General features: G+C 67.0%; 20 protein-coding genes. 11 read left to right on the top strand and 9 right to left on the bottom strand.

The annotated features are described in order from the left end of the window. Positions 1-67 precede the first annotated feature (67 nt). Together ACGHX3_RS11570 and ACGHX3_RS11565 are read left to right on the top strand one after the other, a co-directional pair. Entirely contained in the window at positions 68-511 is a 444-nt protein-coding gene (locus ACGHX3_RS11570; protein WP_394695047.1) for an Hsp20/alpha crystallin family protein, read from the top strand. A 133-nt stretch (positions 512-644) separates the two neighbouring features. Beyond that, positions 645-1,532: a DnaJ C-terminal domain-containing protein gene (locus ACGHX3_RS11565; RefSeq protein WP_162337244.1), complete on the top strand. Its 888-nt coding sequence runs from the start codon at positions 645-647 to the stop codon at positions 1,530-1,532. 303 nt (positions 1,533-1,835) lie between these two features. Here ACGHX3_RS11565 and ACGHX3_RS11560 read toward each other — a convergent pair whose 3' ends face one another. Next, positions 1,836-4,025: a M3 family metallopeptidase gene (locus ACGHX3_RS11560; RefSeq protein ID WP_394695046.1), complete on the bottom strand. Its 2,190-nt coding sequence runs from the start codon at positions 4,023-4,025 to the stop codon at positions 1,836-1,838. A 146-nt stretch (positions 4,026-4,171) separates the two neighbouring features. Between ACGHX3_RS11560 and ACGHX3_RS11555 the strand changes: the two genes are divergently transcribed. Then, positions 4,172-6,205, top strand: coding sequence for an amidohydrolase family protein (locus ACGHX3_RS11555; protein ID WP_394695045.1), 2,034 nt, complete (start codon positions 4,172-4,174; stop codon positions 6,203-6,205). Between the two features lie 93 nt (positions 6,206-6,298). Here ACGHX3_RS11555 and ACGHX3_RS11550 read toward each other — a convergent pair whose 3' ends face one another. Beyond that, a complete protein-coding gene (locus ACGHX3_RS11550) occupies positions 6,299-6,895 on the bottom strand; it encodes a hypothetical protein (RefSeq protein ID WP_394695044.1) in 597 nt (198 codons plus the stop codon). A 126-nt stretch (positions 6,896-7,021) separates the two neighbouring features. Between ACGHX3_RS11550 and ACGHX3_RS11545 the strand changes: the two genes are divergently transcribed. Then, entirely contained in the window at positions 7,022-7,504 is a 483-nt protein-coding gene (locus ACGHX3_RS11545; protein ID WP_394695043.1) for a glutathione peroxidase, read from the top strand. 10 nt (positions 7,505-7,514) lie between these two features. Continuing rightward, the gene (locus ACGHX3_RS11540; protein WP_394695042.1) at positions 7,515-7,910 is read left to right on the top strand and encodes a hypothetical protein; all 396 of its coding nucleotides are present in this window, start codon (positions 7,515-7,517) and stop codon (positions 7,908-7,910) included. On the opposite strand, the gene ACGHX3_RS11535 is transcribed toward ACGHX3_RS11540, so the two are convergent. Then, entirely contained in the window at positions 7,895-8,635 is a 741-nt protein-coding gene (locus tag ACGHX3_RS11535; protein ID WP_394695041.1) for an alpha/beta hydrolase, read from the bottom strand. The genes ACGHX3_RS11540 and ACGHX3_RS11535 overlap by 16 nt on opposite strands. A gap of 100 nt (positions 8,636-8,735) precedes the next feature. Next, the gene (locus ACGHX3_RS11530) at positions 8,736-9,278 is read right to left on the bottom strand and encodes a TlpA disulfide reductase family protein (protein WP_213602542.1); all 543 of its coding nucleotides are present in this window, start codon (positions 9,276-9,278) and stop codon (positions 8,736-8,738) included. A 114-nt stretch (positions 9,279-9,392) separates the two neighbouring features. Here ACGHX3_RS11530 and ACGHX3_RS11525 point away from each other — a divergent pair, with 114 nt between their 5' ends. After that, positions 9,393-10,454 (top strand): GDSL-type esterase/lipase family protein, encoded by a 1,062-nt coding sequence (locus tag ACGHX3_RS11525; RefSeq protein WP_394695040.1) that lies wholly within the window; start codon positions 9,393-9,395, stop codon positions 10,452-10,454. A 19-nt stretch (positions 10,455-10,473) separates the two neighbouring features. Here the strand turns inward: ACGHX3_RS11525 and ACGHX3_RS11520 are convergent, their stop codons facing one another. The 5 genes from ACGHX3_RS11520 to ACGHX3_RS11500 form a co-directional block, all read right to left on the bottom strand. After that, positions 10,474-11,253, bottom strand: coding sequence for a ferredoxin--NADP reductase (locus ACGHX3_RS11520; RefSeq protein WP_394695039.1), 780 nt, complete (start codon positions 11,251-11,253; stop codon positions 10,474-10,476). 68 nt (positions 11,254-11,321) lie between these two features. After that, positions 11,322-12,434 (bottom strand): NAD(P)/FAD-dependent oxidoreductase, encoded by a 1,113-nt coding sequence (locus ACGHX3_RS11515; RefSeq protein WP_394695038.1) that lies wholly within the window; start codon positions 12,432-12,434, stop codon positions 11,322-11,324. A gap of 136 nt (positions 12,435-12,570) precedes the next feature. Further along, entirely contained in the window at positions 12,571-14,256 is a 1,686-nt protein-coding gene (locus tag ACGHX3_RS11510) for a pseudouridine synthase (protein ID WP_313927174.1), read from the bottom strand. Beyond that, complete coding sequence (gene scpB / locus ACGHX3_RS11505) at positions 14,253-15,110, bottom strand: SMC-Scp complex subunit ScpB (RefSeq protein WP_394695037.1); 858 nt, start codon at positions 15,108-15,110, stop codon at positions 14,253-14,255. Before scpB ends, ACGHX3_RS11510 begins: the two co-directional genes overlap by 4 nt. A gap of 47 nt (positions 15,111-15,157) precedes the next feature. After that, complete coding sequence (locus tag ACGHX3_RS11500; protein ID WP_162337256.1) at positions 15,158-16,063, bottom strand: ScpA family protein; 906 nt, start codon at positions 16,061-16,063, stop codon at positions 15,158-15,160. Positions 16,064-16,439: 376 nt separating this feature from the next. Here ACGHX3_RS11500 and ACGHX3_RS11495 point away from each other — a divergent pair, with 376 nt between their 5' ends. From ACGHX3_RS11495 to ACGHX3_RS11475, 5 genes are all read left to right on the top strand, one after another. After that, positions 16,440-16,739, top strand: coding sequence for a YciI family protein (locus ACGHX3_RS11495; RefSeq protein WP_394695036.1), 300 nt, complete (start codon positions 16,440-16,442; stop codon positions 16,737-16,739). Then, a complete protein-coding gene (locus tag ACGHX3_RS11490) occupies positions 16,736-17,005 on the top strand; it encodes a BolA family protein (RefSeq protein ID WP_394695035.1) in 270 nt (89 codons plus the stop codon). Before ACGHX3_RS11495 ends, ACGHX3_RS11490 begins: the two co-directional genes overlap by 4 nt. A gap of 87 nt (positions 17,006-17,092) precedes the next feature. Beyond that, positions 17,093-19,357 (top strand): beta-glucosidase BglX, encoded by a 2,265-nt coding sequence (bglX, locus tag ACGHX3_RS11485; protein ID WP_394695034.1) that lies wholly within the window; start codon positions 17,093-17,095, stop codon positions 19,355-19,357. Between the two features lie 185 nt (positions 19,358-19,542). Continuing rightward, on the top strand, positions 19,543-20,583 hold the full coding sequence (locus ACGHX3_RS11480; RefSeq protein WP_394695033.1) for a LacI family DNA-binding transcriptional regulator: 1,041 nt from the start codon (positions 19,543-19,545) through the stop codon (positions 20,581-20,583). Positions 20,584-20,667: 84 nt separating this feature from the next. Beyond that, the gene (locus ACGHX3_RS11475; RefSeq protein WP_394695032.1) at positions 20,668-23,622 is read left to right on the top strand and encodes a TonB-dependent receptor domain-containing protein; all 2,955 of its coding nucleotides are present in this window, start codon (positions 20,668-20,670) and stop codon (positions 23,620-23,622) included. Positions 23,623-23,658 lie beyond the last annotated feature (36 nt).

Raw genomic sequence — 23,658 nt, 5'->3', positions numbered from 1 at the left:
GGCGTGCGCCTATTTTTCCGGCCATCGGCGCCGCCGTGGTGGCGCCCCTTCCCGAGGAGACACCGAGATGAGCATCGTGCAGTACAACCCCTGGGGCAACGCCCGCGGCCTGCAGGACGAGATCAAGCAGGTCTTCGACCGCTTCCTGGGCGAAGCCGACGCCGACCAGTCCAATGTCGTGACCAGCCAGTGGGCCCCCCGCGTCGACATCCGCGAGGACAGCGACCGGTTCGTGATCCTGGCCGACATCCCCGGCGTGGATCCGAAGGACATCGAGATCCACATGGACAAGGGCATCCTGACCCTGCGCGGCGAACGCGCCGCCGAGAAGAAGGACGACGCCACCCGCTTCTCGCGCGTGGAGCGCGTCTACGGCACGTTCTACCGCCGCTTCTCGCTGCCGGACAGCGCCAATCCCGACGGCATCACCGCCAGCGGCAGGCACGGCGTGCTGCAGATCGACATTCCGAAAAAGCCGGAAACCACGCCACGCCGCATCCAGGTGCAGTAATCCCGCCTTCGGCGCCTGCCGGAGCACGGCAGGCCCACGGGGGTAGCGATAGAATCGGCCCGTGGCGCCCGCGTCGCGGGCCGTTCTTTTTCCGATGCCGGGCATGCGCGCGGCATCCGTCTGCGGAGATTCCATGCAGTTCAAGGACTACTACGCGGTGCTGGGCGTGGAGCCCGGCGCCGGCGATGCGGAGATCAAGACCGCCTACCGCCGGTTGGCGCGCAAATACCATCCCGACGTCAGCAAGGAGGCCGGCGCCGAAGAGCAGTTCAAGGCCGTCAACGAGGCCTACGAGGCCTTGCGCGACCCGCAGAAGCGCGCGGCCTACGACCAGTTGCGCGCACGCGGCTACCGGCCGGGCGAGGAATTCCGGCCGCCCCCGGATTTCGGGCGTGGCGGCCCCGGCGCGCAGGATTTCGACTACGAGGAAATCTTCGGTGGCGCGGGCGGCGGCAGCGGCGGTTTCAGCGACTTCTTCGAGGGCCTGTTCGGCCGGCGCGCGCGCGCGGAGCAGGGCGCGCCGCGTGGGCCGCAACCGTCGCGCGACTCGCGCGCCAAGCTGGCCGTGCCGCTGCAGGCCGTATACGACGGCGGCAGCGTGCGGGTGAACGTCAACGGCAAGCAGCTGGACGTGAAGGTTCCGAAAGGCGTCAAGCCCGGGCAGGTCATCCGGCTTGCCGGGCAGGGCACCCAGGGCGGCAACCTGTTGCTGGAGGTGGAATACGCACCGCACCCGCAGTTCGAGGTGGATGGCCGCAACATCATCCATGTGCTGGCATTGACACCCTGGCAGGCCGCGCTCGGCGCCACGCTCAGCGTGCCCACGCTCGGCGGTGCGGTGGAGCTGAAGATCCCCGCCGATTCCGATTCCGGCCGCAAGCTGCGGCTGCGGGGCCGCGGCCTGCCGGGCACGCCGGCGGGTGACCAGATCGTGGAACTGGAGGTCACCGCGCCGCGCGCGGAGACAGACGAGCAGCGCGAGGCCTACGCCGCGTTGGCCAACGCTTTCGGCCAGGCCTGAGGCGATACATGATCCCGTTGTAGGAGCGGGCCATGCCCGCGATGCCTATTTCGCACATGTCTTCAGGAGCATCGCGGGCATGGCCCGCTCCTACGGCTTCCGAAGGGTGGCGAAAAATTCGCCATCGATCTTGACAGCCTCATGAGGCAAGGCCGCCGCGGGGTTATCCACAGTTTCATGCACGTGTCATCCACACCCGTTGTGGAAAACCCAGCTCCCGGCCGCCCATTTCCCGATGCCTGAAAGCACCACGCCACCCGAAGGTGGCGTGGTGGACTCGTTGCGACGGATTCGTCGCGTCGATCAGCGGGTCGACGTGGCGGCAGGCGCCGCCGTCTCCGGCGCGGTCAGGCCACGCTTCTCCAGCAGCGGCTCGATCTTCGGGTCGTGGCCGGCGAAGTCGCGGAACAGCTTCATCGCATCCTGACTGCCGCCCTGCGACAGCAGCGTCTTGCGGAAGTGGTCGCCGTTCTCGCGCTTCAGGCCACCGTTCTGCTTGAACCACTCCACGCTGTTGGCGTCCAGCACTTCCGACCAGATGTAGGCGTAGTAGCCGGCCGAATAGCCGCCCATGATGTGGCTGAAGTACGGCGTCTTGTAGCGCGGCGGCACCGGTGCGTAGTTGATGCCGTCGGCAGCCAGCGCGGCGGCTTCGAACTTCATCACGCCGTTGGCGGCGGGCACCTGGTCGGCGGTGATCTGGTGCCAGCGCTGGTCCAGCATGGCGGCGCCGAGGTACTCGGTCGTCTTGAAGCCCTCGTTAAACTTGGACGCGGCGATCACCTTGTCCAGCAGCGCCTGCGGCAGCGGTGCGCCGGTCTGGTAGTGCTTGGCGTAGTTGGCCAGGATCGACGGCCAGTCGGCCCACATCTCGTTGACCTGCGACGGATATTCCACGAAGTCGCGCGGCACGCTGGTGCCGCTGAAGTAGGGGTACTTCACGTCGGAGAACATGCCGTGCAGCGCATGGCCGAACTCGTGGAAGGTGGTGGTCACTTCATCCCACGTCATCAGCGTCGGCTCGCCGGCCGGCGGCTTGGGCACGTTTAGGTGGTTGGCGACCACCGGCTGGTCGCCGGTCAGGCCCGACTGCGACACGTAGGAGTTCATCCACGCGCCACCGCGCTTGGAGTCGCGCGCGTACGGGTCGAAGATGAAGATCGCCAGTTGCGATCCGTCGGCGTTGAACACGTCGTAGGTCCAGGTGTCGGCGTGGTACTTCGGCAGGTCGGTGCGTTCCTTGAACGTCAGGCCGTACAGCTGGGTGGCGGCGAAGAACACGCCGTTCTCCAGCACGTTCTTCATCTCGAAGTAGGGCTTGAGCTGCGATTCGTCGAAGTTGTACTTCGCCGCGCGCACCTTCTCGGTGTAGAACGCCCAGTCCCACGGCTCCAGCTGGAACGTCGGCTGGCCCTTGGCCTTCTGCTCCTGGTCGATCATCGCCTGCAGGTCGGCGGCTTCGCGCTTGGCGTTGGCCACGGCGGCCGGCGCCAGCTTGCCGAGCATCGCGTTGACGGCTTCCGGCGTGCGCGCGGTCTGGTCTTCCAGGCCGTAGGCGGCATGGTTGGGATAGCCCAGCAGCTTCGCACGGTCGGCGCGCAGCTTCATGATGCGCGAGACCAGGGCGGTGGTGTCGAACTCGCCGCCGCGGCTGCCGCGTGCGACCGAGGCTTCATGCAGGCGCTGGCGCAGCGCGCGGTTGGTCAGCTGCGACTCCGGCGGCTGGCCGGTGGTGTTGAGCAGGGTCAGCACGTACTTGCCGTGCAGCCCGCGCTTCTTGGCGGCTTCGGCGGCGGTGGCGATCTGGCCCGGGGTGAAGCCGTCGAGCTGCTTGACGTCATCGACGACGACCGCCGACGCGTTGACTTCCTTCAGCACGAAGTCGCTGAACTGGGTGCCCAGCGAGGCGAGTTCGGCGTTCATCGTCTTCAGCGTGGCCTTGTCGGCATCGTTGAGGTTGGCGCCGGAGCGGACGAAGCTGGTGTGGTAGCGCTCGATCAGGCGCACGCCCTGCGCGTCCAGGCCCAGGTCGTTGCGCTTGTCGAACAGCGTCTTGATGCGGGCGAACAGCTTCGGGTTCAGGCTGATGGCATCGCCGTGCGCAGCGAACTTGGCGGAGTAGTCCGCACGCAGCTTGTTGCGCGCGTCGTTGGTGTCGGTGCCGACCAGGTTGAAGAACACCGTGGTCGCGCGGTCAAGCACCTGGCCGGATTTCTCCAGCGCGATGATGGTGTTGTCGAAGGTCGGCGCGGCGGCGTTGTTGGCGATGGCGTCGATCTCCTTCAGCTGCTCGGCCATGCCGGCGTCGAAGGCGGGGGCGAAATCGCTGTCCTTGATCTTGTCGAACTGCGGGTAGTGCAGCGGCAGCGGGCTTTCGGCGAAGAAGGGATTGGCGGCCTGGGCCGTCTGGGTGGCCGGCGTGGCGGCCTGGCTGTAGGCGGGCATGGCGAGTCCGAGGGTCGCGGCAAGCGCGATGGCAAGGCGGGTGGTCATGGGGCGCTACGTCCTTACAAAGGTGGATTCCCAAGGGTAACCCAAGGGAGAAACACCGGACCCATGACGAAAGGCATGGGCGATGGCGCCCGGCAGCGCCCCGGGCTGCGGCAGAATGGCGTCCACGCCATCTGCCGGAGAGTCCTGTGAAGCCTGTCCTTGCGCTCTGCTGCGCGTTGTTGCTGGCCCCGTCGGCGCTGGCCGCCGAGACCCTGAAGTACGTCGCGCTGGTGGATGGCGGCAAGCAGGCCGGCGAGCAGACGGTCACCGTGGGCGATGACGGCACCACGCACGTGGATTTCATCTTCAAGGACAACGGGCGCGGGCCGGAGCTGAAGGAGGAATTCCGGCTGCGGGCGGACGGTACCTTCGAGCGCTACCAGGTGAAGGGCGCCTCGACGTTCGGGGCGCCGGTGGACGAGACGTTCACCCGGGACGGCGACACCGGCACGTGGAAGAGCACCTCCGACAGCGGCACGCACACCTTCACCGGCACCGCCCTCTACACGCCGCTGGGAGGGACGCCGGCCGCGACGTCGGTGGCGCTGGCCGCACTGGCCAAACAGCCCGACGGCAAACTGCCGCTGGTCCCGAGCGGCACGCTGACGCAGCGCGCCGTCGCGTCGATGGACATCGCCAGCGGCGGGAAAACGCAGACCGTCGACCTGCTGGCGCTGACCGGCATCGGCTTCACGCCCAGCTTCGTGTGGGTGACGCGCGGCGCCGAGCCGCGCCTGTTCGCCTACATCTACCCCGGCTTCCTGCAGCTGATCGAAGACGGCTGGCAGGGCAGCGCCAACGCGCTGGAAACGCGGCAGAAGACGGCCGAGCGCGAGGCGCTGGTCGCATTGCAGCAGCGCCTGGCGCATCCGTTGCCGGGGACCACGCTGATCCGCAATGCGCGTGTGTTCGACAGCGAGAAGGCCGTGCTGGGCACGGCGCAGGATGTCGTGGTGCGCGATGGCAGGATCCTGTCCGTTTCGCCGGTCGGCCTGTCGAGGGTCGCCGCAGACAACGTGGTCGACGCCGGCAACCGTGTGCTGCTGCCGGGGCTGTACGACATGCATGTGCACGCCGGCAGCTGGGAAGGCGGGCTGCACCTGGCCGCGGGCGTGACCAGCGCGCGCGACATGGGCAACGACAACGTCACGCTGCAGCAGCTGATGGCGGAAGAGAAGGACGGCACGCTGATGCACCCGCGGGTGATTCCTGCGGGCTATATCGAAGGGCAGAGTCCGCATTCCTCGCAGGGCGGTTTCGTGGTGAAGGACCTGGCCGGCGCGAAGCAGGCGATCGACTGGTACGTCGAGCACGGCTATCCGCAGATCAAGATCTACAACTCGTTCCCCAAGGACATCCTGCGCGACACCACCGCGTACGCCCACGAGCGCGGCATCCGCGTCAGCGGCCACGTGCCGGCGTTCCTGCGCGCACAGGACGTGGTGGAGCAGGGCTACGACGAGATCCAGCACATCAACCAGGTGATGCTGAACTTTTTCGTCACCCCGGAGACCGACACGCGTACGCTTGCGCGCTTCTACCTGGTGGCGGACAAGACCGACGCACTGGACTTCGACAGCAAGCCGGTGCAGGACTTCATCGCGCTGCTGGCGGAGAAGCGGATCGTCATCGATCCCACGCTGGCCACGTTCGAGTTCATCCACCAGCGCGAAGGCCAACTGTCGCCGATCGTCGCCGACGTCGCCGACCACCTGCCGCCGGACGTGCAGCGCGGCCGCCGTGCGGCGGAAATGGATATCCCCGACGACGCCACCGGCGCGCGCTACAAGCGCAGCTTCGACAAGCTGGTCGAGTTCACCGGTCGCCTGTACCGTGCCGGCGTGCCGCTGGTGGCGGGCACCGACGAGTTGCCGGGCTTCACGCTGCAACGGGAACTGGAACTGTACGTGCAGGCAGGGTTGACGCCGTCGCAGGCCCTGCAGGTCGCGACCTGGAACGGCGCCATGTACACCCGCACGCTGGACGACGCCGGTTCCATCGTGCCCGGCAAGCGCGCGGACCTGGTGCTGGTGGATGGCGACCCGACCACGGACATCGCCGACATCCGCAAGCTGGCGCTGGTGATCAAGGGCGGTCGGGCGTATTACCCGGCGGAGATCCACGAAGCGCTGGGGATCGTGCCGTTCGTCCCGGCCATCAAGGTTCGGCCCGCACGGTGAGCTGAAATGCCGTGGTGGGAGCGACGTCAGTCGCGATCGGACTGCCGCTGCGCTTCATCGCGACTGACGTCGCTCCCACCACGGCAGTGGCAACTACACCAGCACCTCGTAGCGCCGCCAGATCCACGACAGTTCATACAGCAGCGCCGCCACGGCGAACATGCCGTGGTAGCGGGGATTTCGCGTGGCGACGGCAACCAGGCTGGCGAGGACGAACACCGTGTTGCGGACCCAGTACTCCGGTCCGAGTTGCTGCACGTAGGCCGTGCCCTTGATCAGCGTGTCGCCGACGTCGACCACGAACATCACCGCCAGCAGGCCGAAGAACCAGCGCCGCCGTCCGTAGTAGTACTCGCGGTAGCCGACGCCCTCGGCCAGCGATTCGGGGAACACCAGCGCGCACAGCAGGTACAGCAGCAATGCGTAGAGGCTGACGTACAGGTAGAGGTTGAAGCTCCAGTACGCCTGGTGCGACAGGCTGAACTGCCACCACCAGAAATGCAGCAGGTAGACGAACATGAAGCCGGCCCAGAGCAGGTGCACCGCGTATACCGCGTGCGCGTGAGGACGCTCGATGATGCGCGCCGCATGGCGCAGCAGGTGGGTCAGGCCCAGGCCCACGACCATCCCCAGCAGGATGCGGACGTGGATGTAGAGGTTGGCGTGGCTGGCGGAATCGGCGGCTTGCATGGCGGCGTCCGTGGACCGGTACCCGCGCCACGTTAGCCGATCGTCAGCTGCCTGCCCATCTCGCCGGGACGAGCCTTGCCCTGTCGGCGCCGTCGGTGTCTGATAGCGCCTTTCCGGGAGAACCTGATGACCACTGCCTACGACTTCTCCGCCCAGGACCTCGACGGTCGAGATCGTTCGCTGTCCGAGTACCAGGGCAAGGCCCTGCTGATCGTCAACGTGGCGTCCAAGTGCGGCTTCACGCCGCAGTACACCGGACTGGAGGCGCTGTGGCGCGAGTTCGGCCCGCAGGGCCTGGTCGTGCTGGGGTTCCCCTGCGACCAGTTCGGCCACCAGGAGCCCGGCGACGAAGCCGAGATCCGCAACTTCTGCTCGCTCAACTACGACGTGACGTTCCCGATGTTCGCCAAGATCGACGTCAACGGCAACGACGCGCACCCGCTGTGGAAGTGGTTGAAGCAGGAGAAGAGCGGGTTGCTCGGCATCGGCGCCATCAAGTGGAACTTCAGCAAGTTCCTCGTCGGCCGCGACGGCAAGGTGATCAAGCGCTATGCGCCCACGGATACGCCCGAATCGCTGGCGGGCGACATCCGCGCTGCGCTGGCGTGATCGCGACGGCATGGATGACCGGGATACCCGTCCGTTCCACATCGTGTTCGGCACCACGGACTACGGCCTGCGCGCCTGGGTGACCGGGACCAACGGCACGCTGGAGACCACGCTGGCGTACTGGCGGGCGATTGCCGAAGAGGTTCGCAGGCTCTCGCCATCCGGCCTGTTGGTGGTCGACGACATGGACGGCTTGCCGCCGCCCCCCGAGCAGCTGCTGCAGTTCGTGCAGGCCATGCGGGGGCAGGGCATGGAAGCGGTGCGCATCGCGTACGTCGAAAAGCACGCAGAGCAGATTCCCGACGTGGAATTCGCCGGCTTGCTGGCCAACGAGAACGGTTTCGATGCCCGCGTTTTTCCGGATGAAGACGCCGCCGTCCGCTGGCTGCGCTACGGCGAGCGCTGAGCGTCCAGGCGCGCAGGACCCGCGGCCGTGAGCAGGCGTTGGGCGAGCGGCGACCAGACCTTCCACGCATGGCCGCCTTCCACCACGACGACGTGGTCTTCCGGCAGCAATCCTGCCAGCGGCGGCATCGCGCCCGCCAGACGGTCGCCGGCACCGTAGCCCAGCCAGACCGAGCGCGTGCGCGCCGGCGCGTGGCGCCAGCCTTGCAGGTGGCGCCACAGTTCGCGCTGGTAGTTGCCTGCATCCACCTGGGCGGGCACCGGCCCCGCATCCCATTGCGCGAGTCCGCGCGTGCGGATGTCGTCCACCAGCGCGCGATCGCCCAGATATGGGGCAAGCAGCACGAGCCCATCGGCATCGCCGGGATACGCGCGGTCGTACATCAGCGTGCCCATGCCGCCCATGGAGGCTCCCATCAGCCAGACCTCGCGATAACCGCGGGCACGCGCCGGCACGATCACTTCGTCATGCAGCCGCTGCGGAGCGCGTCCCTGCATGTAGTAACCAAAGCCGAGCCCGGCAAGTACGACATCGGCGTCGGGCCACGCGGCCTGGATGGCCGGCACGATGCCGCTCTCGCGCAGTGCCTGCACGTCGTCGCCCCGGCCAGGCAGCACCACCACGAGCCGTGTTGGCGCCTCGGCCGAGGGCACAAGCGCCTGCGGGATGGGTGCCTGCGGGTTGACCGCCGGCAGGCAGCCCGCCAGGGCAAGGGAGAGCGCCACCAGAACTCCGGACCACCGCCAGCCTGCTTGCATCGCATCCTCTCCGTGCGTCGAGGCGGCGAGCCTAGCATCGCCACCGCGAGGGAAGCGTGGACGCGCGTCAGGGGCTGCGCGGCGGCGCGCGGCCCTGCAGGGCTTCTTCGGGCAACAGGGCGATCAGTTCCCTGGCGAAGGATTCCAGCACCGCTTCGGAATAGCCGCGGTGCGTGCGGACGATCAGGCCGTCCTGTCCGATGATGAACATGTTGGGCAGTGCGGTGACGCCGTAGCGGTCGGTGACCACGCCACGGATGTCGTGGACGAAGGTGAGGTCCAGGTCCTTGTTGGCACGCAGCACGCTGAGGTAGTCCTCACGCGACTCCTTCATGTTGATCGCGATGACTTCCAGATGCTCGCGGCCGACCAGCTTCTGGACGTGCCCGAGCATCGGCAGTTCGCGCCGGCAGGGTCCGCACCACGACGCCCAGAACGTCACGACGACGACCTTGCCCTTCAGGGCATCGAGGTCGACGGCGTTGCCCTTGCGATCCTTCATGGCGATGGGCGGAGGCACGTCGCCGATGCCGGGTTGTTTGACGGCGTCGCCCGCGTACGCGCAAGGCGTCAGGGCCAGCAGTGCGGCCAGCAGCAGATGCCGGATCACGGAGTGTCCTCCCCAGGACGTCGTGCGGGCAGCGTAGCACCGTTGCATCGCCCGTGTCCGCGCACGGCCCGACCCGGCGTTCTAGGGGGCAGGTGGGCACGAGGTACGGGCTGCATGGCATTGCGACATGGAGGATGGATGGCGGCGTTGCTGGCTGCCTGTATCGGCTGCTGTGGCGCCGACCGCGCGGCGCCCTTGAGGCTGGCGGTCGTCGGCGATTCCGACAGTCATGCCTACCATGACGGCACGCGATTCACCGGCAAGGATGGGCGACGTGGCGGCGACTTCCACGAGACAACCTGGCAATGGACCGAGTGGCTGCAACGCCTGCGCGGCGGCGAAGTGGATCAGGGACCTTGGGGACGCTATGGCAGCCGACGGATCGTTGCGCTCATCGAGGAGGCGGTGGGCAGGCCTGGACGTATTCCGGAGAAGGAAGATTTCGCCTACAACTTCGCGGTGTCCGGTGCGGTCTGCAACGACCTGATGAACGTGCAGAAGCAGATGCCTCGGCTGGTGCGGTTGATGGACGAAGCGCCAACGGCGTGGCGCGGGGGCGTGGTGGTGGTCCGTATCGGCGTCAACAGTTTCGGCCAGAGCGACAGTCTGGAGCGGCTCGCCGCCAACAGCGATGCCGGGGTTCTCGCGGAGATCGATCGCTGCATCGCCGATGTGCGCGATGCGGTGGCCTACCTGCACCGGCACCATCCGGATACCCGCGTGGTGCTGGTCGGGATATTCAACAACGCGAACGTGGGCGACAACATCCAGCGATGGCAGTCGCCGCGCGAACAGGCGCGCATTGCCCGCGCACTGGATCGCTACGATGCTGCATTGAAGGCGATGGCGGCCGACCCGCGTATCGCCTTCTTCGACGACCGCGCGTGGTTCGCGGCCCTGTGGGGAGGCCGTACCGCGGAGGGCCGACCCGCATACCGCCCCATCAGCGTCGATGGGCGCCTGGTGGTCACCAATACGCAGGGCGATGCACCATGCCATGCCGTCCTGGCCGACGGGCACGCGGGCACGGTCTGGAACGCGCTATGGGCAAAGGCGCTCGTGCACGTGCTGAATCAGCGCTTCGACGCGGGCATCCCGCCCATCACCCGTGCGGAACTGGCATCGTCGGCTAGCTTTCCCAAGCCTCCGGTCGGGAATTCCTGCGCACTGCCATGACGCCGCGCGCGATTCGCCATCACTTCTCGACGAAGGCCCGCTCGAACACGTACTGGCCTGCCGTGCCGATGCGCGGCGCGGCGGTGAAGCCGCGGCCGTCCAGTAGTTCGCGGAAATCGGCCAGCATCTGCGGGCTGCCGCAGATCATCGCGCGGTCGTGCTCCGGATCCAGCGGTGCGACGCCCAGGCTGTCCATCATCGCGCCGCTGGCCATCAGGTCGGTCAGGCGACCCTGGTGGACGAAGTCTTCGCGGCTCACCGCCGGGTAGTACAGCAGCTTCTCGCGGATGGTCTCGCCGAGGAACTCGTGCTGGGGCAGTTCCTTCTCGAAGTAGTCGCGGTAGGCGAGGTCTTCGGCATGGCGCACGCCGTGGGTCAGGATGACCTTGTCGAAGCGCTCGTACGTTTCCGGGTCCTTGATCACCGACAGCCACGGCGCCAGGCCGGTGCCGGTGCCCAGCAGGTAGAGGTTTCGGCCCGGGTGCAGGTCGCTGATCAGCAGCGTGCCGGTGGGCTTGCGCCCGATCAGCACGGTATCGCCGGGCTGGATGTGCTGCAGGCGCGACGTCAGCGGCCCGTTCTGCACCTTGATGCTGAAGAACTCGAGCTGTTCTTCCCAGTTGGCGCTGGCAATGGAATAGGCGCGCAGCAACGGCTTGCCGTCGACTTCCAGCCCGATCATCACGAACTGGCCGTTCTCGAAGCGGAAACCGTCGTCGCGGGTGGTGGTGAAGCTGAAGTAGGCGTCCGTCCAGTGACGGACGTCGAGCACCGTCTCGGTGCCGAACGCAGAGGACATGGGGGAATGGGGGCGATTGAAGCGACGCGTCATTGTAGCCGACAGGCCGGGCGCGGCCTTGATCGTACTCAATCGGGAGCGTCCGGGTCGGGCACCTGTTCGCCCCGCTGATGGAAGCAGAGTTGTTCGACCATGCGCCGCATGGGGGGCGCCGTCAGCAGGAGATCGATGGGTAGGTCCCACTGAGCGTGGTCGAAGGTCCAGCGCAGCAGGCGCTTGAAGGCGAAACCCGGCACCGGTGGCGTGAGTGGCGGGTTCGATGTCGCGCGGCCGGACAGGCGGGCGGCCAGCATGCGGCCGATGGCCGCCCCATGGCGCAGGCCCGAATGTATGCCGCCCGCCGTCAGTGGAGACACCATGCCGGCGGCGTCACCGATCAGGGCCACGCCATCGGCCTGCATGGGCGCCACCGGACCGCCGCACGGAATGAGGCCGGCGCGGACGCTGTCCGGTCGCCGCGCGGCATCAAGCCCGATCATGGTGGCGACATGCGCGAGGAAGCCGGCCATGTCCGGCGCCTGCGTGCTGCCGGACCGATAGCGCCTCGCCAGACCCGCCTGCACACCGGTCGGCGTCTGCGCCACCCAGCCCAGATAGCCCGGTGCGAAGCGCTTGCTGATGAAGCAGTGCAGGGCATCGGGTTCGCGCATCGTCACGCCGTCGAACTCGTACTCCACGCCATGCAGGAACTGCGTCACCTGTCCGAGGCCGAGACGCTGCGCGACCCGGGATCGCGCTCCGTCGGCACCGACCAGAACGCGCGCATGGCCTACGCCGTCCACGTGCCAACCCGTCGCCGTGCGCGTGGCGTTCCTGAAGGCCTGTCCCCGGCGCAGTTCGACGCCGCAGGTCTCCACGTGCTCGCCCATCCAACGTATCAGCGCAGGCGTATCGGTGGTGTAGAAACGGTAACCGTCTGCGCCCAGTCGCACGCTGCGCAGATTCGGCGCGTACAGGCGGACATGGGGGACGGCGCGCAGCAGGGAGGGCGGCAAGCCCGCCAGCAGTGGCGCGTCGCAGGCTTCCTGGACCAGGATGCCGGTGGTGTGCACGCGCTCGCCCAGATCGTGCTTGCGGTCGATCACGCAGACACGAAGATCCCGGGTGGCGAGTTCATGCGCGCAGGCGAGGCCGGCGAATCCGGCGCCGACCACGATCACGTCATAGCGGTTGTCCTGCATCGTCCGGCATGCGCTCCATCAGGGGATGGCGGGCAGCGTGCCGACGGCGCGGGGAGTCGCGATGAAGTCACCATGAAGTCAACGGTGATCCATCTCCGGAAAGAGAGAAGGCGCCCGTGGGCGCCTTCCGTGTCGCTCAGCCGTGGCCACCACCGCGGGGGCCGCGTTGTCCGCCACCACCGGGCCTGCCACCGCCGCCCGGACGACCGCCGGGACCGCGGCCACCGGCAGGACGGCCACCGGGGCCAGGACGCGGCCCGGCCTGCTGCGGACGATTGCCGCCACCGCCGGGCCTTCCCTGCGGACGCGGGCCGCGCGGCTGCTGGCCATAGGGATTGAAACCGGGATTGGCGTGGTCTGACGGGAAGCTCGGCGCGCTGGCGGGATGGCCGTACGGACGCGCCGCGCGCTGCGGCTTGCCGGCGCCCTGGCCGCCACGCGGCCCACGTTCGGCGCCGAAGCCGCCAGGACCGCGCTCGTTGCCGAAACGATCGCCACCGAAACCCCCCTGGCCGCCACCGGGGCCGCGCTTGCCCGCGCCGCCGCCACCGGGCTTGCCACCGGCACCCGGACGTCCGCCCGGCTTGCCGCCGTAGGGCTTCTTCGGGCCGCCGGGACCGGCGTTGCGATGGCCGGCCGGACCGGTGTCCACGCCCTCCGGCACGTACCAGCTGCGGAATGCGGCCGGATTGCCCTCGGGCAACGGCTTCGGACCCTTGGGCGTGCGCTGCTTGAACGGGCGCTGCGACTGCTTCGCCGCCTGCTCGCCGCTGACGGTCAGGCCGCCGTGCGGCTTCCTGCCGCGACCGCCACGGCCGCGGTCTTCGCGCACGTGGTCGAAGCGGCGCAGCTCGCGGCCTTCGTCGGCGCTGTTGTGGCCGTTGACGTAGGCGCTGCCGCTGCGGCCGCCCCCCACGTGCACGGTCGACTTGGCGGCCTTGCGCTGGCCGATCACCGGCTGCAGCGTCAGGGCGGCCGGCGTACCGTCTTCCAGGCCCAGGTCCTTGCGCAGCGCATCGACCTGCGCGTCCGGCAGTTCCTGCGTCTGGCCGCGCAGCAACGGCTGCGGCAGGCTGACCTTGCCGTAGCGCACGCGCTTCAGGCGGCTGACCTGGCAGCCCTGCGATTCCCACAGGCGGCGCACTTCGCGGTTGCGGCCTTCCTTGACCACCACGCGGAACCAGTCGTGCGAATCGGTGCCGCCGATGCGCTCGATCTCGTCGAACTTGGCCGGGCCATCGTCCAGCGCCACGCCGCGGCGCAGGCGGTCGACGACGTTGTCCGGCACGCTTTCCTGGCCTTCCGGTGCGCGCACGCGCACGACGTACTCGCGCTCGACTTCGTAGGACGGATGCATCATCGCGTTGGCGAGTTCGCCGTCGGTGGTCAGCACCAGCAGGCCGGTGGTGTTGATGTCCAGGCGGCCGATGGCGATCCAGCGTGCGCCCTTCAGGGCCGGCAGCGCTTCGAAGATCGTCGGGCGGCCTTCGGGGTCTTCGCGGGTGGTGACTTCGCCTTCCGGCTTGTTGTAGATCAGCACGCGCGACGGTTCGGTCAGCGCGCTGGCGACGAAGGTCTTGCCGTCCAGCTCGACGCGGTCGCCGCCCTTGACCGACATGCCGGTCTGCGCGACTTCACCGTTGACCTTCACCAGGCCGTCGGCGATGCGCTGTTCCAGCGCGCGGCGCGAGCCCAGGCCGGCCTGCGCCAGCACCTTGTGCAGGCGCTCTTCCAGGCGGTTCGTCTCGGGGGCCTCGGTGCTTTCGCCGCGCTTCAGCGACAGCTTGCCCAGGGAGGTTTTCTTCGGGGGGGTGTTGCTCATTGTTTCTGCTCCGACGGTGCCCGGTCTTCCTCGTCGGAAGCAGCGGCGTCGTCATCTTCGGGTTGAGGTTCATCGTGATCGCCGGCCTCGTCGCCGGTGTCATCGGATGCGGTGTCTTCGTCGGCATCGTCCGATGCCGCGGTGTGGTGCTGTTCGTCGTCCGTGTCGCCGTCGTGGTCCGCGACGGGCGTGCTTTCATCCGCCGTGCTTTCGTCAGGCGTGCTTTCGCCAAGTACGGTCTCTTCCTGCCCCGCGTCGACGGCATCGCCGCTGGCGATGCTGACCGGCAGCGGTGCGCCGTCCAGCGGCAGCTGCGGTTCCAGTTCGCCGATGTCCTTGAGTTCGGACAGCGGCGGCAGTTCGTCCAGACGCTTCAGACCGAAATAGTCGAGGAAGCCCTTCGTCGTGCCGAACAGCGCGGGCTTGCCGGGCACGTCGCGGTGGCCGACCACGCGGATCCACTCGCGCTCTTCCAGCGCCTGGATGATGTTGCTGCTGACCGCCACGCCGCGGACCTGTTCGATTTCGCCGCGGGTGATCGGCTGGCGGTAGGCGATCAGGGCCAGCGTTTCCAGCGTGGCACGGGTGTACTTGGTCTTGCGCTCGGTCCACAGGCGGGCGACCCAGGCGTGCACGTCGGCCTTGACCTGGTAGCGGTAGCCGGAGGCGACCTCGACCAGTTCCACGCCGCGGTCGGCGCAGGCCTCGGTGAGCTGCTGCAGGGCGGCCTCGACGCTGCCCTCCGGCGCGGGCTCGTCCTCGGGGAACAGGCCATGCAGCTGCGCCAGCGTCAGTGGCTGGGTGGCGGCCAGCAGGGCGGCCTCCACGATGCGGTTGATGAGCGATTGATCCATGCGGTCCTGTCGTTCGGAAAGGCGGCGGGCGGTGTGGCCCGGCCGCGTCACGGGCTGTCGTTGGCGGCGTCGCTGTCGTCGAACTCGCTGGAGAACTGCAGCGGTTCGTTGGTGTTGTTCAGCGCCAGCGACTTGATGTAGATCGGGGCGAGCGGGGCTTCCTGCACGATGTCGAGCAGTTGCTCCTTGGCCAGTTCCAGCATGGCCAGGAAGGTCACCAGCACGCCGAGCTTGCCTTCCTCGGGCGTGAACATGCTCTCGAAACGGTGGAACCTGCCGTCCTCCAGCCGCGTCAGCACGTCGCCCATGCGCTGGCGCACGCTCAGGGCCTCGCGCTTGATCGCGTGGCCGGTGAACAGCTCGGCGCGCTTGAGCACGTCGTGCAACGCCAGCAGCATCTCCTTCAGCTCGACCGGCGGAGGCAGCTTGACCGAGGCGCGATCCGGCACATCGGCGCTCACCGGCGTGGTGTCGCGGTCCTGGCGGGGCAGGGCGTCCAGGTCTTCGGCCGCCTGCTTGAAGCGTTCGTATTCCTGCAGGCGGCGCACCAGCTCGGCGCGCGGATCGCCTTCCTCGCCTTCCTCGCTGACCGGCCGCGGCAGCAGCATGCGCGACTTGATCTCGGCCAGGATGGCGGCCATCAGCAGGTACTCGGCGGCCAGTTCGAACCGCAGCTCCTGCATCACATTGATGTAGTCCACGTACTGCCGGGTGATCTCGGCGACGGGGATGTCCAGGATGTCCAGGTTCTGCCGGCGGATCAGGTACAGCAGCAGGTCCAACGGGCCTTCGAACGCGTCGAGGATGACTTCCAGCGCGTCCGGCGGGATGTACAGGTCCTGCGGGATCTGCAGCACCGGCTGGCCATGCACCACCGCCAGCGGCATTTCCTGCTGCTGCGGATGCGTGGACGGGGTTTGTGGGTTCGCGTCGGACGCGAGTTCTGGGCTCATCAAGAAACAGCCATCGTGCGGATCACCATGCGGGCCTGCGCACGGCAGGACGGCGCGGCACCGGCATTGCACCAACCAAGATCATCATGCGTCGCAGGGCGAACGCTTCCCTTACAGCAACCAGCAAAGCACACCGCAGGGATGCGGCGGCGGACAGCGAGAGGTCGTCGGGCGCGGGCGGGTGGGGGCAGCGAATCGAACGTCCCGGTGATCCCTCGATGGGGCAGGGAGGTCGGCGTGGCCGGGTCTTCCCCTGGACGGGCCGCTGCTTCCGGCCGTGCAATGGAGGACAGGGTAAGCCCTGACCCATACGGTGTCCAGCGCCGGATGGCGGGACCGCCCGTACAATTCAGACTTCGCCTGCGGAGTGAACACCATGTGGTATGCCATTGAAGGCCATGACGGCCCCGACGTCCTCGCCCAGCGACTGGCCGCACGCCCCGAGCATCTGGCGCGGTTGACCGCCCTCCGCGACGACGGCCGACTGCTGTTGGCCGGGCCGTGTCCGGCGATCGATGCCGAAGACCCGGGTCCGGCCGGCTTCAGCGGCAGCATCGTGATCGCCGAATTCGACTCCCTGGAGGACGCGCGCGCCTGGGCCGACGCCGACCCGTACGTGGCGGCCGGGGTCTATGCCCGGGTCGACGTGCGCCCGTTCCGCAGGGTCCTGCCGTGAGCCGCGTCGAACGCATCCGGGCGGCGCTGGAATCCGCCCTGCAGCCGGTTTCCCTGGACGTGCTGGACGACAGCCATAAACACGCCGGGCACGAAGGCGCCCGCGACGGGCGCGGCCATTTCACCGTCCGGATCACCAGTGAGGCGTTCGCAGGCAAGGCGCCGCTGGCCCGCCAACGTGCGGTCTATGCCGCGCTGGGCGACATGATGCAGACCGACATCCACGCGCTCGCCATCGAGGCCCGCACGCCCGACGAAGCGCGCTGAGCATGCGTCTGCCATCTGGCAGCGCCGCATGCAGGCCGGGCTGAAAACGTTTACATTCGCCCCCTTTCGTTACGCCGGGAGGGCGCCATGAACCGGGAAGTCCCCACTGTTTCGCCACGACCGCTGCTGGTCGGCATGATCGCTGTCCTGCTGGCGGCACCGGCCGCCGCCAAGCCGCCGGTCTACGCGACGCCGGCCGAAAAAGCCTTCGTCGACGCCCTGATGGCGAAGATGACGGTCGAAGAGAAGCTCGGCCAGCTGAACCAGCCGGCGGGCGTGGGCAACAACACCGGCCCGGCGGCCATGACCGGCAACGAGGACCAGATCCGCAAGGGCGAGATCGGCACCTATCTGGGTACCCAGGGCGCGGTGCTGACCTGCCGCCTGCAGCGGATCGCGGTGGAGCAGTCCCGGCTGGGCATCCCGCTGATGTTCGGCTACGACGTGATCCACGGCCACCGCACCGTCTTCCCGGTGCCGCTGGGCGAGTCCGCCAGCTTCGATCCGGTCGAAGTGCAGCATGCCGCCCGTGTCGCGGCGATCGAGGCCTCGGCGCACGGCATCCACTGGACCTACGCGCCGATGGTCGACATCGCGCGTGACCCGCGCTGGGGTCGCGTGGTGGAAGGCGCGGGCGAAGATCCCTATCTGGGATCGGTACTCGCGGCGGCGCGCGTGCGCGGCTTCCAAGGCGATGACCTGCGCAAGCCGGATGCGGTGCTGGCCACGGCCAAGCATTTCGTCGCGTACGGGGCGGCTGAAGGCGGCCGCGACTACGACGTGGCCGACATTTCCGAACGCACGCTGCACGAGGTCTACCTGCCGCCGTTCAAGGCCGCGGTCGATGCCGGCGCGCAATCCATCATGGCCGCGTTCAACGAGATCGCCGGCGTGCCCATGCACGCGCACCGGCCGCTGATCGAGGATCTGCTGCGCAAGGAATGGGGCTGGGATGGCCTGCTGGTCAGCGACTACACCGGTGTGATGGAACTGATGCCGCACGGCGTCGCCGCCGACCGCAAGCAGGCGGGGGCACTCGGCCTGCGTGCCGGCGTCGACGTCGACATGGTCAGCCAGATCTACGTGAAGGACCTGCCGGCCGAAGTGAAGGCGGGCCGGGTGCCCATGGCGCAGGTGGATGCCTCCGTGCGTCGCGTACTGAATGCCAAGTACCGGCTGGGCCTGTTCGAGAATCCCTACCGTTCCTGCACCGACGATGGCGCCCACGAGCGCGCCATGACGCTGACGCCGCAACACCGCGCCGACGCGCGCCGGATGGCGCAGAAGTCACTGGTGCTGCTGGAGAACGACAACCACGTGCTGCCGCTGTCGAAGTCGGTCCGTACCTTGGCGGTGATCGGCCCGCTCGCCGACCATCGTCGCGCGATGCTCGGCAACTGGGCGGTGGCCGGACGCGAAGAGGACGCGGTGACGCCGATCGAGGGCCTGAAGGCCGCGCTGGGTGACGGTACCCGGCTGGTGATCGCGAAGGGTGCCGACATCGACAGCCAGGACACCTCCGGTTTCGCGCAGGCCGTCGCGGCGGCGAAGCAGGCCGATGCGGTGGTGATGTTCCTCGGCGAACACCCGGACATGAGCGCGGAAGCGAACAACCGTACCTCGCTGGACCTGCCCGGCGTGCAGGAACAACTCGCACTGGCGGTCGCCGCGACCGGCAAGCCGGTGGTTGCCGTGCTGTTGAACGGACGCCCGCTGTCGATCGGTGGCCTGAAGGGCAAGGTGCCGGCGATCCTCGAAGCCTGGTTCCCCGGCGTCGAGGGCGGCCACGCGATCACCGACGTGCTGTTCGGCGACGTCAATCCGTCGGCCAAGCTGCCGGTGACGTTCCCGCACAACGTCGGCCAGGTGCCGATCTACTACGCGCACAAGAACACCGGCCGTCCGCCGAGCGAGCAGGAGAAGTACACCAGCAAGTACCTCGACGTGCCGTGGACGCCGCTGTACGCCTTCGGCCACGGACTCAGCTACACCACGTTCCGCTACGACGCGCCGGTCGTGGCGAAGAAGACGCTGGCGCCGTCCGCCCTGCAGCAGCAGGTGAGCGTGCGCGTCACGAACACCGGCAAGCGGGAGGGCGTCGAGGTGGTGCAGCTGTATGTGCGGGACGACGTCGCCACCGTCACCCGTCCGGTGAAACAGTTGCGTGGTTTCCAGCGTGTGGCGCTGGCGCCAGGCGAATCGAAGACGGTCACGTTCGACCTCGGCTTCGAGGATCTGGCGATGTACGACGACCGCATGCAGCGGGTGGTGGAGCCGGGCACGTTCACCGTGTATGTCGGCGGCAGTTCCGACCGGACGCGCGAGGTTGCCTTCGAGGTCACCGCCCAATAGAGACATGCGTTGCGGTCGGCCTGCATTTTGCTGCAACGCAAAATACTTGCGGATACCTTCGAGTGTCCGCAAGTGCATGAATTCGTGACGTTTTAAGTGTCGAATAACGCGGGCTTTACACGTTTCCGTGAAAACGGTTACAGTCCGCGCCACTCAAGGCTGTCATCACCGCGGAGGGGCGGGGAATGGCGCGAACCTCGGTCACCATCAAGGATGTCGCACGCGAGGCGCGGGTTTCCGTCGCCACCGTGTCGCGTGCCTTGAACGGCCACGAGAACGTCGCCGAATCCGTCCGCCAGCAGGTCCTGGCCACGGCCGACCGCCTCCGCTACCAGCCCCACGCCGCCGCGCGCAGCCTGAGCAGCCGCCGCACCCAGACCATCGGCGTGGTGTTGCCCGACCTGTACGGCGAATTCTTTTCCGAACTGATCCGCGGCATCGACCAGGTGGCCCGTGCACGGCGCCAGCACCTGCTGGTGTCCAGCTACCACGGCCATCCGGAAGAACAGGGTGAAGCCCTGCGCGCGATGCGCGGCCGGGTGGATGGCCTGCTGGTGCTGTCGCCGTACAGCGACCGTCCCGGCTTCCTGGTCGACAACCTGCCATCGTCGCTGCCGGTCGTACTGATCAATACCGATGTGCAGGACGCGTCGTATCCCGCGTTGACCATCGACAACTATGGCGCGGCCGTCGCGATGGTCGAACACCTGGCGGCGTCCGGCCACCAGCGCATCGCCTTCATCGGCGGCCCGGAAGGCAACTTCGACGCGCGCGAACGCCTGCGCGGTTATCGCGATGCGATGGCGCGCTTCGTGCCGGGCGCGTCGCCGCAGGAATTTGCCGGCGATTTCAGCGAATCCTCTGGCTACGAAGCCGGCAAGCGCATCGCGCAATCGGCGGAGAAGCCGCAGGCGGTTTTCGCCGCCAACGACATGACGGCATTGGGATGCCTGTACGCCTTCAACGAAGCCGGTGTGCGCGTTCCGCACGATGTCGCGCTGGCCGGCTTCGACGACATCCCGCTCGCGCGTTTTGTTCACCCGACCTTGACCACGATGCGGGTCAGTATTGCCGAACTCGGTGGACAGGCGATGGGCCGGTTGCTGGACGCGATCGACTCCGATGGAGCGCGCGTTGCGCCGTCGGCGATGCTGGTTCCCGAATTGATCGTCAGGGCGTCGAGTGTGGGAGAGGGCCGGCACACGGAAAAACAGGCAAAGGCGTGACCGCTTTTTTTTGGGCGGCGATGTAATCGATTACAAGCGGCACCAAGCCGACAAGCAACACATCCATCTTTGGAGGGAGAGCCAATGAAACAGCGCAACCGCACCATGTTCCGTCCCAATCGCAAGTTACTGTCATGCGCCCTGGCCAGCTGCCTGGCCATGGCCGCACCGCACGTGATGGCGCAGTCCACGTCCGCCACGCTGCGAGGCGCGGTGACCGCCGATTCCACTGTCACCGTGACCAACGTGGACACCGGCCTCACCCGCACCACGAAGGCTGCGAACGGCAACTACAACATCGGTGGCCTGCCGCCGGGTACGTACCGGATCGAAGTGAATGCCGGCGGACAGACCAGCAGCCGCGCGGTGACGCTGGCCGTGGGCCAGACCGCTACGTTGAACCTGCAGGAAGCGCCCCCGGTGTCCGCACCGACCGGCGATGCGACCACGCTCGACACCGTGCGCGTCACCGCGCCGGTGCTGGTGGAGACCACGACGTCGGAAGTCGCAACTTACGTATCTAACAAGCAGATCGAGGCGCTGCCGCAAGGAACGCGTAACTTCCTTGCCTTCGCGGACACCGTCCCTGGCATGCAGTTCTCGCAGGACAACAACGGTTTTACAAGTCTCCGTGGCGGCGCACAAAGCGCGAACAACATCAACGTCTTCATTGACGGCGTTGGCCAGAAAAACTACGTGTTGAAGGGCGGTGTCAGTGGTCAGGACACGTCGGCCGGCAATCCCTTTCCGCAGCTTGCCATCGGCGAGTACAAGGTCATCACCTCGAACTACAAGGCGGAGTTCGACCAGATCAGCAGTGCGGCCGTGGTGGCCGTCACGAAGAGCGGTACCAACGAGTTCAAGGGCAACTTCTTCTGGGATCGTTATACCAACGATTGGCGCGCACGCACGTTGGGCGAGAAGAACGGTGTTCCTGTGGTGGATTACAAGGAAGAGCATTACGGCATGGCGTTGGGCGGCCCGATCCTGAAGGATCGCCTGCACTTCTTCTTCACCTACGAGTCGAAGGAGCAGATGCGTCCCTACACCATGACGCCGGGCCGCAACTACTCGCCTGCCATGATTCCTGCGCAGTTCCAGGATCTTCTGCTGCCGGGTAGCCAAGCGTTCCAGGAAGACCTGTATTTCGGCAAGCTCAGCTGGCAGGCAGGCGACAATCACCTGGTCGAGCTGACGGCGAAGCGACGGGACGAAGTTGCCGAGATTGCCGCGGGTGGCTCAAACAGCTTCGAGCACGGTACGGATCGCGACAATACCGACGACCGCATCGATCTGCGCTACCAGCTCACGTGGGGCGATTGGCTCAACGATGCGCACCTGACCTATGAGAAGACGACATGGGGTCCGCGTCCGCGCAGCATCGGCCCCGGCTATGTGCTGGTTGACGGTGGCAACTGGCGTGACACGGTTCTGCAGGCAGGTTCCGGTGCGGACTACCAGGACAAGGGGCAGAAGGGTATCGCGTTGCAGAATGACCTGACGTTCAGTGGTTGGCAGAACCACACGCTTAAGATGGGCGTCAAGTACAAGCAGGTCGACCTGGATGTCACCGAGCGCGCGTTCTTCAACCCGCAATTCCACTACGACCTGGCGGCAGGCGAGCTGGACATTCCTTACCACGTCACCTTCGGCGGAGCGTTCGCGGGCATAGGTGATGGCAGCCTGCAGACGGAGGCCAAGCAGTTCGGCATCTACCTCCAGGACGATTGGCAGGTCACCGATAGATTGCTGTTGAACCTCGGCCTGCGCTGGGACTATGAAGAGAACCCGTCGTACACGGACTACGTCACGCCTGCCGCGACCCTCGCGGCGTTGAATGCCGTCGATCCTCGCGGAAACGGCACGCAGACCTATGCCCAGACCCTCGCGCTTGGCGGCATCAATCTGTCCGATTACGTCAGCAATGGATCCAGTCGCGACAACTTCAAGAACGCTTGGCAGCCTCGGCTCGGTTTTTCCTACGACCTGAGTGGAGACCAGCGACATGTGATTTTTGGTGGTGCAGGTCGCTCCTACGATCGCAACCTGTTCGATTGGCTGTCGCTTGAGCGCAACAAGCATTCTTTCCCGGAAAACGAGCTGACCTTCAATACGCCGGCTCATCCTTGCGCCGTGGGCGTCGGGAACTGCTTGGCATGGGATCCTGCCTATCTGCAACCAGGCGCCTTGGCTGCCTTGGCCACCGCAGCACCTGGTCGCGAGATCACCATGCTGCGTAACGACCTGAAAGCCCCGTACTCGGATCAGTTCAGCATTGGCATCCGAAACGTATTCGATCTCTGGGGCAACCAGTGGAACTCTTCCGTTGCGGTGACACGCGTGGTCAGCAAGGACGGGTTCGTGTTCTCGCTGGGTAACCGGAACCCGGATGGCAGCTTCCACAACCCGAATACGCTGAGCATTCCGTGGGGAGCGGGCGTTCCGGGCAACGGCAGCCTGATTTTGGGTTCCAACGGCCTGGAGACCAAGGCCAGTTCGTTGCTGGTCAGTTTGGAGAAGCCCTACACGCAGAGTTCGCGCTGGGGAACGACGTTGGCGTACACGTATACCGATGCCGAGGAGAACCGAGAGTTCGGCGAACACTATGCGCTTCACTATCCGACCTTGGCCGGCTATGGCTGGAGCAACGCGGGCGGCGTATCCAAGCATCGCCTGGTGCTGACGGGCATCGGTGATGTCGGTTGGGGCGTCACTGCATCCGGCAAGCTGACACTAGCGACGCCGGCGCCGTGGTACGGCACCAACTGCTCGTCAGGCTGGGATATCTGCGATGAGCAGGACCAGGTCGAGCCGGATACGACTATCGGCTACAAGTCATTCGACATGGCGCTCGAGAAGCGTTGGGATACCGGCACGGATCTGGGCTTCAAGGTGCGTCTGGACGTCCTGAATGCCTTCAATTGGGTCAACTACAACTACCCGCGCTGGTTCCGTGCGCCCGGTGACGGCGCTCCCAGGACGAACGAGCAGTTGTTCCCGACCCGCACGGTCAAGCTGTCTTTCGGCCTCGACTGGTAATACTCACCCGCCCTCAGGCGGCGCCTTCCGGCGCCG

Origin of the sequence: Pseudoxanthomonas japonensis (assembly GCF_043632995.1) — a bacterium.
GTDB classification, from domain to species: Bacteria; Pseudomonadota; Gammaproteobacteria; order Xanthomonadales; family Xanthomonadaceae; genus Pseudoxanthomonas_A; species Pseudoxanthomonas_A japonensis.
This window is presented reverse-complemented; position numbering and strand designations above follow the sequence as displayed.

Bases quoted from the DNA above. Each gene is read 5' to 3' on its own strand.
- scpB (WP_394695037.1), bottom strand. From the start codon at position 15,110: ATGGATCAATCGCTCATCAACCGCATCGTGGAGGCCGCCCTGCTGGCC.
- ACGHX3_RS11515 (WP_394695038.1), bottom strand. From the start codon at position 12,434: ATGCAGGACAACCGCTATGACGTGATCGTGGTCGGCGCCGGATTCGCC.
- ACGHX3_RS11560 (WP_394695046.1), bottom strand. From the start codon at position 4,025: ATGACCACCCGCCTTGCCATCGCGCTTGCCGCGACCCTCGGACTCGCC.
- ACGHX3_RS11480 (WP_394695033.1), top strand. From the start codon at position 19,543: ATGGCGCGAACCTCGGTCACCATCAAGGATGTCGCACGCGAGGCGCGG.
- ACGHX3_RS11550 (WP_394695044.1), bottom strand. From the start codon at position 6,895: ATGCAAGCCGCCGATTCCGCCAGCCACGCCAACCTCTACATCCACGTC.
- ACGHX3_RS11510 (WP_313927174.1), bottom strand. From the start codon at position 14,256: ATGAGCAACACCCCCCCGAAGAAAACCTCCCTGGGCAAGCTGTCGCTG.
- ACGHX3_RS11520 (WP_394695039.1), bottom strand. From the start codon at position 11,253: ATGTCCTCTGCGTTCGGCACCGAGACGGTGCTCGACGTCCGTCACTGG.
- bglX (WP_394695034.1), top strand. From the start codon at position 17,093: ATGAACCGGGAAGTCCCCACTGTTTCGCCACGACCGCTGCTGGTCGGC.
- ACGHX3_RS11525 (WP_394695040.1), top strand. From the start codon at position 9,393: ATGGCATTGCGACATGGAGGATGGATGGCGGCGTTGCTGGCTGCCTGT.
- ACGHX3_RS11570 (WP_394695047.1), top strand. From the start codon at position 68: ATGAGCATCGTGCAGTACAACCCCTGGGGCAACGCCCGCGGCCTGCAG.
- ACGHX3_RS11475 (WP_394695032.1), top strand. From the start codon at position 20,668: ATGAAACAGCGCAACCGCACCATGTTCCGTCCCAATCGCAAGTTACTG.
- ACGHX3_RS11540 (WP_394695042.1), top strand. From the start codon at position 7,515: ATGGATGACCGGGATACCCGTCCGTTCCACATCGTGTTCGGCACCACG.
- ACGHX3_RS11495 (WP_394695036.1), top strand. From the start codon at position 16,440: ATGTGGTATGCCATTGAAGGCCATGACGGCCCCGACGTCCTCGCCCAG.
- ACGHX3_RS11500 (WP_162337256.1), bottom strand. From the start codon at position 16,063: ATGAGCCCAGAACTCGCGTCCGACGCGAACCCACAAACCCCGTCCACG.
- ACGHX3_RS11565 (WP_162337244.1), top strand. From the start codon at position 645: ATGCAGTTCAAGGACTACTACGCGGTGCTGGGCGTGGAGCCCGGCGCC.
- ACGHX3_RS11545 (WP_394695043.1), top strand. From the start codon at position 7,022: ATGACCACTGCCTACGACTTCTCCGCCCAGGACCTCGACGGTCGAGAT.